Origin of the sequence: Streptomyces sp. 8L, assembly GCF_020176795.1 — a bacterium.
Taxonomy (GTDB): Bacteria; Actinomycetota; Actinomycetes; order Streptomycetales; family Streptomycetaceae; genus Streptomyces.
Genome location: NZ_JAIUKE010000270.1, coordinates 1 through 4,170 on the forward strand (window position 1 = coordinate 1; position 4,170 = coordinate 4,170).

The window sequence follows — 4,170 nt, forward strand, 5'->3', positions numbered from 1 at the left end:
GCGCGGGGGGGGGCGCGGGGGCCCGGGGCGCCGGGCGGGGTCATTGTCGCGCCGCGCCCGGCCCCCCCCCGGGGCGGGGGGGGCGGGGGGGCGGCCCCCCGGCCCCCCCCCCGGCCAGGCTCGCGGCAGGCCCCCAGGCCCGTCCGGACTCGCACCGGGTCCCGGCCCGGCCGGGCTCGCATCAGCTCCCGGCCCGCCCCGGACCGGACAGCGGACAGCGGACAGCCGACGGCCGGCAGCCGGCAGCCGGCAGCGGGCAGCGGGCAGCGGGCAGCGAGCCCAGTTCGACAAGGAACTTTGCCAAATCTCTTGTCGAAACATACGCTGGGAGGCATGCGAGGAGAGGCTGACCAGGACCCGCGCCACCGCCCGGACCAGCCCGAGGACGCGGGCCGCGCCCCGGAAGGGTCCGAAGGGACGCACCTCCGCCCCGACCGGTCAGAGATCACGGCCCAGCGGCTGCAGCAGGCGATGACGCGGCTCCGTGCCCGGCTGCGCTCCGAGTCGGGACAGCGGTCGACCGGACTGACCCTGACGCAGCTCGGCGTGCTGAGCACCGTGGTGAAGCAGGGCCCGGTGACCGCGGCCCGGCTCGCGACGCTGGAACACGTCAGCCCGCAGTCGATCGCGCAGAGCCTGGCGGTACTGAAGGAGGCCGGGCTGGTGCACACGGAGCCGGACCCCCAGGACGGCCGGAAGAGGCTGGTCAGTGCCGACGCCTCCGCCGCCGAGCTGGTCGGCGGGCTGATGGCGAGCCGCGTCTCTTTCCTCGCGCGGGCCATCGAGCAGGTCGTCGAGCCCGGGGAGCGCCGGGACCTGGAGAAGGCCATCGAGCTGATGGAGCGCCTCGCGGCGGCAGATCCGCACGCGAGGCGGACATGACGGAACAAGCACCGACACCGCGCTCGCGTCCGAGCGCCGAGGAGAAGCACGTATGACCAGCCCCACCTCCACCCTGCCCGCCATCGACCCCAGGCGCACCGCCCTGCTGGCGATGGACTTCCAGAACGGCATCGCCGGGATGATCCCCGACGTCGGCACCCTCATCGAGCGGGTCAAGGGCGCCATCTCCGCTCTCCGCGCCGCGGGCGGCACCATCGGCTACGTCCGGGTCGCCTTCACCGAGGACGACTGGGCGGCCGTACCGGAGACCAACAAGACCTTCAGCGGCGTCGCCGCCGCGAAGATGATGCACCACGAGGACGCGATCACCCAGATCGACGAGCGGATCGCCCCCGAGGACGGCGACATCGTGGTGCGCAAGATCCGCTTCGGCGGCATCTCCACCACCGACCTCCACCAGCAGCTCACCGACCGGGGCATCGACACCCTGATCCTCACGGGCATCAGCACCAGCGGCGTGGTCCTGTCCACCCTGATCGACGCCGCCGACCGCGACTACCGCGTCATCGTCCTCTCCGACGGTGTCGCCGACCCCTCGGCCCAGGTCCAGGAGGTGCTGCTGAACGAGGTGTTCCCGTCCCGGGCGCATGTCATCGACACCGCCGCCCTGGAGAGCCTCCTGCGGTCCGCCTGACGCCATCACCTTCCGGGCCGGCGCCCCCGGCCCGGAAGGATCGCCGCTCGTGCGGGTCCGGCCGTGAGGTCAGTACCCCAGGGCCGCACGGCCTCAGCACCGCACGGCCTCAGCGTCTCAGGACCTCAGCGCAGTGGCAGGCTTTCGAGGGTGAACACCGGGCTGGTCAGCGGGTCGCCGTAAAGGTAGGTGTCCATCTGGGAGTTGGTCACCAGCAGCCGGCCGCGGTCCACCGCGACGCCGGTGGTGGTGTCGGCACCGGGGAAGGTGCGTACGGAGACCGGAGTGGCCCGGGTTCCGTCGGCGGACAGCCGCACGGTGTCGACCTCGTTGTTCACGGAGCGGGCGACATACAGCGTGTGACCGCGCCGCGCTATGCCGTCGGCGCTGGTCAGTGCCGGGGCGTCGATCTTGCTGAGGTGGCCGGTGGCGAGGGTGAGCCGGTAGAGCGCGCCGCTGTACCAGTAGCCGATGATCAGGGACTTGCCGTCGGGGCCGGCGACGATGCCGTTGCCGTTGGACTGGCCGGCCACGTAGTCCGGCAGGTGGTAGGCCACCTGAAGGTCCCGGTGGGCGCCGGTCGCGGGGCCGTGCACCTCGGCGGCCGGTATCCGGTAGACCACCGCGCGCAGGGAGTCGGTGATGTAGACGTCCCCGTCGGGCGTGACGGCCGCGTCGTTGACGAGTGTCCGCTCGCCCGTGTCGGGAACGGTATAGGCGGAAACGAGCTTCCCCGCGGTGGTGTAGACGTAGAAACGTCCGGTGAAGGCGCCCGCGACCAGCAGGCGATTGCCGGTGAGCTTGACCCCGGTGGCCTGGGTCCTGCCGTCCTGACCGCCCGGCAGGAAGGGGGTGAGCGTCCTCGCCCCGGGTCGACCGCGGTAGACGGTGCCGTCGCCGATGCTGGCGGTGTAGACGTAGTGGCGGTCGGCCGCGACGCTCTCGGGGAAGGCGTTGTCGCCCTGGAGTGTGATCGTGCGGTCCGGGTCCGCGTGGTGCGCACTCTGGTCCCCGGCCGACGCGGCGGCGGGAAGGGCGAGGGCGGCCAGCGCGGTGGACGTCGCGGTGAGGATGAGGAGCGCGCGCCGCCAGGTGGCGTGCGCGGGAATGCGGGCGAACATCGTGAAAGGCCTTTCCGGCAAAGAGGGTCCGAGGGCTGGGTACGAGCGAGGCCCGGCGATCAACGACCGGGCGCCTGGGGAGCCCCGGGCCCGCGCAGCGCGGCGGTGATCGCTTCGGCCGGCGGTGTGGCCGGCCGCCCGATCAGCCGCCGCAGGTCACCGGAGGCGGTGAACAGCTCGTCGCGGCTCATGCCGAGGTCGGCGTCTGCGAGGACGTCCGCCAGCGCGGCGGGCAGGCCGAGGCCCGTGAGGAAGCCGACGAGTTCGTCGCCCGGGAGATCCTGGTGGACGATGCGCTTCCCGGTGGCCGCCGAGAGCGCCGCGGCGAGATCGGCCAGGGTGAACGCCTCGTCGCCGCCGAGCTCGTACACCGCGCCCGTGTGTCCCTCCGTGGTCAGCACGACCGCGGCGGCCTCCGCGTAGTCGGCACGGCACGCGGCACTGATCCTGCCCCGCCCGGTGGCCCCGGTCACGGCTCCGCTCCGCAGCATCAGCGGCAGTTGGTCCAGGTAGTTCTCCAGGTACCAGCTGTTGCGCAACACCACACTGGGGACGCCCCGTTCGCGCAGGTATTCCTCGGTGGCGCGGTGGGTTGCGGCGAGGATCGTCGTGGCCGTGTCCGCGTGCGACATGCTGGTGTACGCCACCAGGGACACACCGGCCGCCACGGCCTCGTCGATGGCACGGCGGTGGTGGGCGACCCGCGCGTCCACGTCCGTGGTGGACACCAGCAGCAGCTTGTCCGCTCCCGCGAAGGCCGCCGCGAGGCTGTCCCGGTCCGCGAAGTCGGCGCGGCGCACCACGACCCCGCGGCCGGCGAGATCCTCGATGGCCGCGATGTCCCGGCCGGTCGCGACGATCTCCGGGGCGGGCACTCCGCGCCGCAGCAGCGCCTCGACGGTGAGCCGGCCCAGCCGGCCGGAGGCTCCGGTGACGACGATGGACATGGGATCGCTCCTTTCTCCCGGCCGCGGACCTCCCGCGACCCTGTGGAACGAGGATGACCAGGCAACTCTCTTTTGGTAAGAAGCCACTTTTGGGTAAGGTAGCCACCCGGGAGAAAGAGATGAGGTGAGTGGTGTGGGTACCGCGGGCGATGTGAGGCGGTCCACAGTGGCGTGGGACCCGTACGAGCGCGGCTGCCCGTCGCGCGACCTGCTCGACCAGATCGGCAGCAAGTGGGCCGTGCTGATCCTGGGTGAGCTCGGCAAGCACGGCGCGGCCCGGTTCACCCACCTGCGGCAGCGGCTCGCGGGGGTGAGCGAGAAGATGCTCACCCAGACGCTGCGCACCCTCGAACGCGACGGTCTGGTCCTGCGGACCGTCTACCCGGAGGTGCCGGTCCGCGTGGAGTACGGGTTGACCGCGCTCGGCGAGACACTGCGGGAGCCCCTGCGGGCGCTCACCGAGTGGTCGGTGCGGCATGTGCCGGAGGTCCTCGCGGCCCGGGAGGACTACGACGCCCGGGCCGGGAACACGGGCTGACCCGCCGGGCCCTCCCCCGGGCGCCTC

General features: G+C 72.7%; 5 protein-coding genes. 3 read left to right on the forward strand and 2 right to left on the reverse strand.

The window, feature by feature from the left end:
* Nucleotides 1–471: 471 nt before the first annotated feature.
* Both LCE31_RS22055 and LCE31_RS22060 read left to right on the forward strand, forming a co-directional pair.
* Nucleotides 472–882 (forward strand): MarR family winged helix-turn-helix transcriptional regulator, encoded by a 411-nt coding sequence (locus LCE31_RS22055; protein WP_225016758.1) that lies wholly within the window; start codon nucleotides 472–474, stop codon nucleotides 880–882.
* Nucleotides 883–934: 52 nt separating this feature from the next.
* On the forward strand, nucleotides 935–1,537 hold the full coding sequence (locus LCE31_RS22060) for a cysteine hydrolase family protein (protein ID WP_225016752.1): 603 nt from the start codon (nucleotides 935–937) through the stop codon (nucleotides 1,535–1,537).
* Nucleotides 1,538–1,662: 125 nt separating this feature from the next.
* On the opposite strand, the gene LCE31_RS22065 is transcribed toward LCE31_RS22060, so the two are convergent.
* A complete protein-coding gene (locus LCE31_RS22065) occupies nucleotides 1,663–2,658 on the reverse strand; it encodes an SMP-30/gluconolactonase/LRE family protein (protein WP_225016754.1) in 996 nt (331 codons plus the stop codon).
* Nucleotides 2,659–2,717: 59 nt separating this feature from the next.
* Complete coding sequence (locus tag LCE31_RS22070; RefSeq protein ID WP_225016756.1) at nucleotides 2,718–3,605, reverse strand: NmrA family NAD(P)-binding protein; 888 nt, start codon at nucleotides 3,603–3,605, stop codon at nucleotides 2,718–2,720.
* 133 nt (nucleotides 3,606–3,738) lie between these two features.
* Between LCE31_RS22070 and LCE31_RS22075 the strand changes: the two genes are divergently transcribed.
* Nucleotides 3,739–4,143, forward strand: a complete 405-nt coding sequence (locus LCE31_RS22075; protein WP_225016760.1) for a winged helix-turn-helix transcriptional regulator — start codon at nucleotides 3,739–3,741, stop codon at nucleotides 4,141–4,143.
* Nucleotides 4,144–4,170: the final 27 nt, after the last annotated feature.

What these genes read in the sequence shown, in the direction of transcription:
- LCE31_RS22055 (WP_225016758.1), top strand. Translation starts at nt 472, where the DNA reads ATGACGCGGCTCCGTGCCCGGCTGCGCTCCGAGTCGGGACAGCGGTCG.
- LCE31_RS22060 (WP_225016752.1), top strand. Translation starts at nt 935, where the DNA reads ATGACCAGCCCCACCTCCACCCTGCCCGCCATCGACCCCAGGCGCACC.
- LCE31_RS22065 (WP_225016754.1), bottom strand. Translation starts at nt 2,658, where the DNA reads ATGTTCGCCCGCATTCCCGCGCACGCCACCTGGCGGCGCGCGCTCCTC.
- LCE31_RS22070 (WP_225016756.1), bottom strand. Translation starts at nt 3,605, where the DNA reads ATGTCCATCGTCGTCACCGGAGCCTCCGGCCGGCTGGGCCGGCTCACC.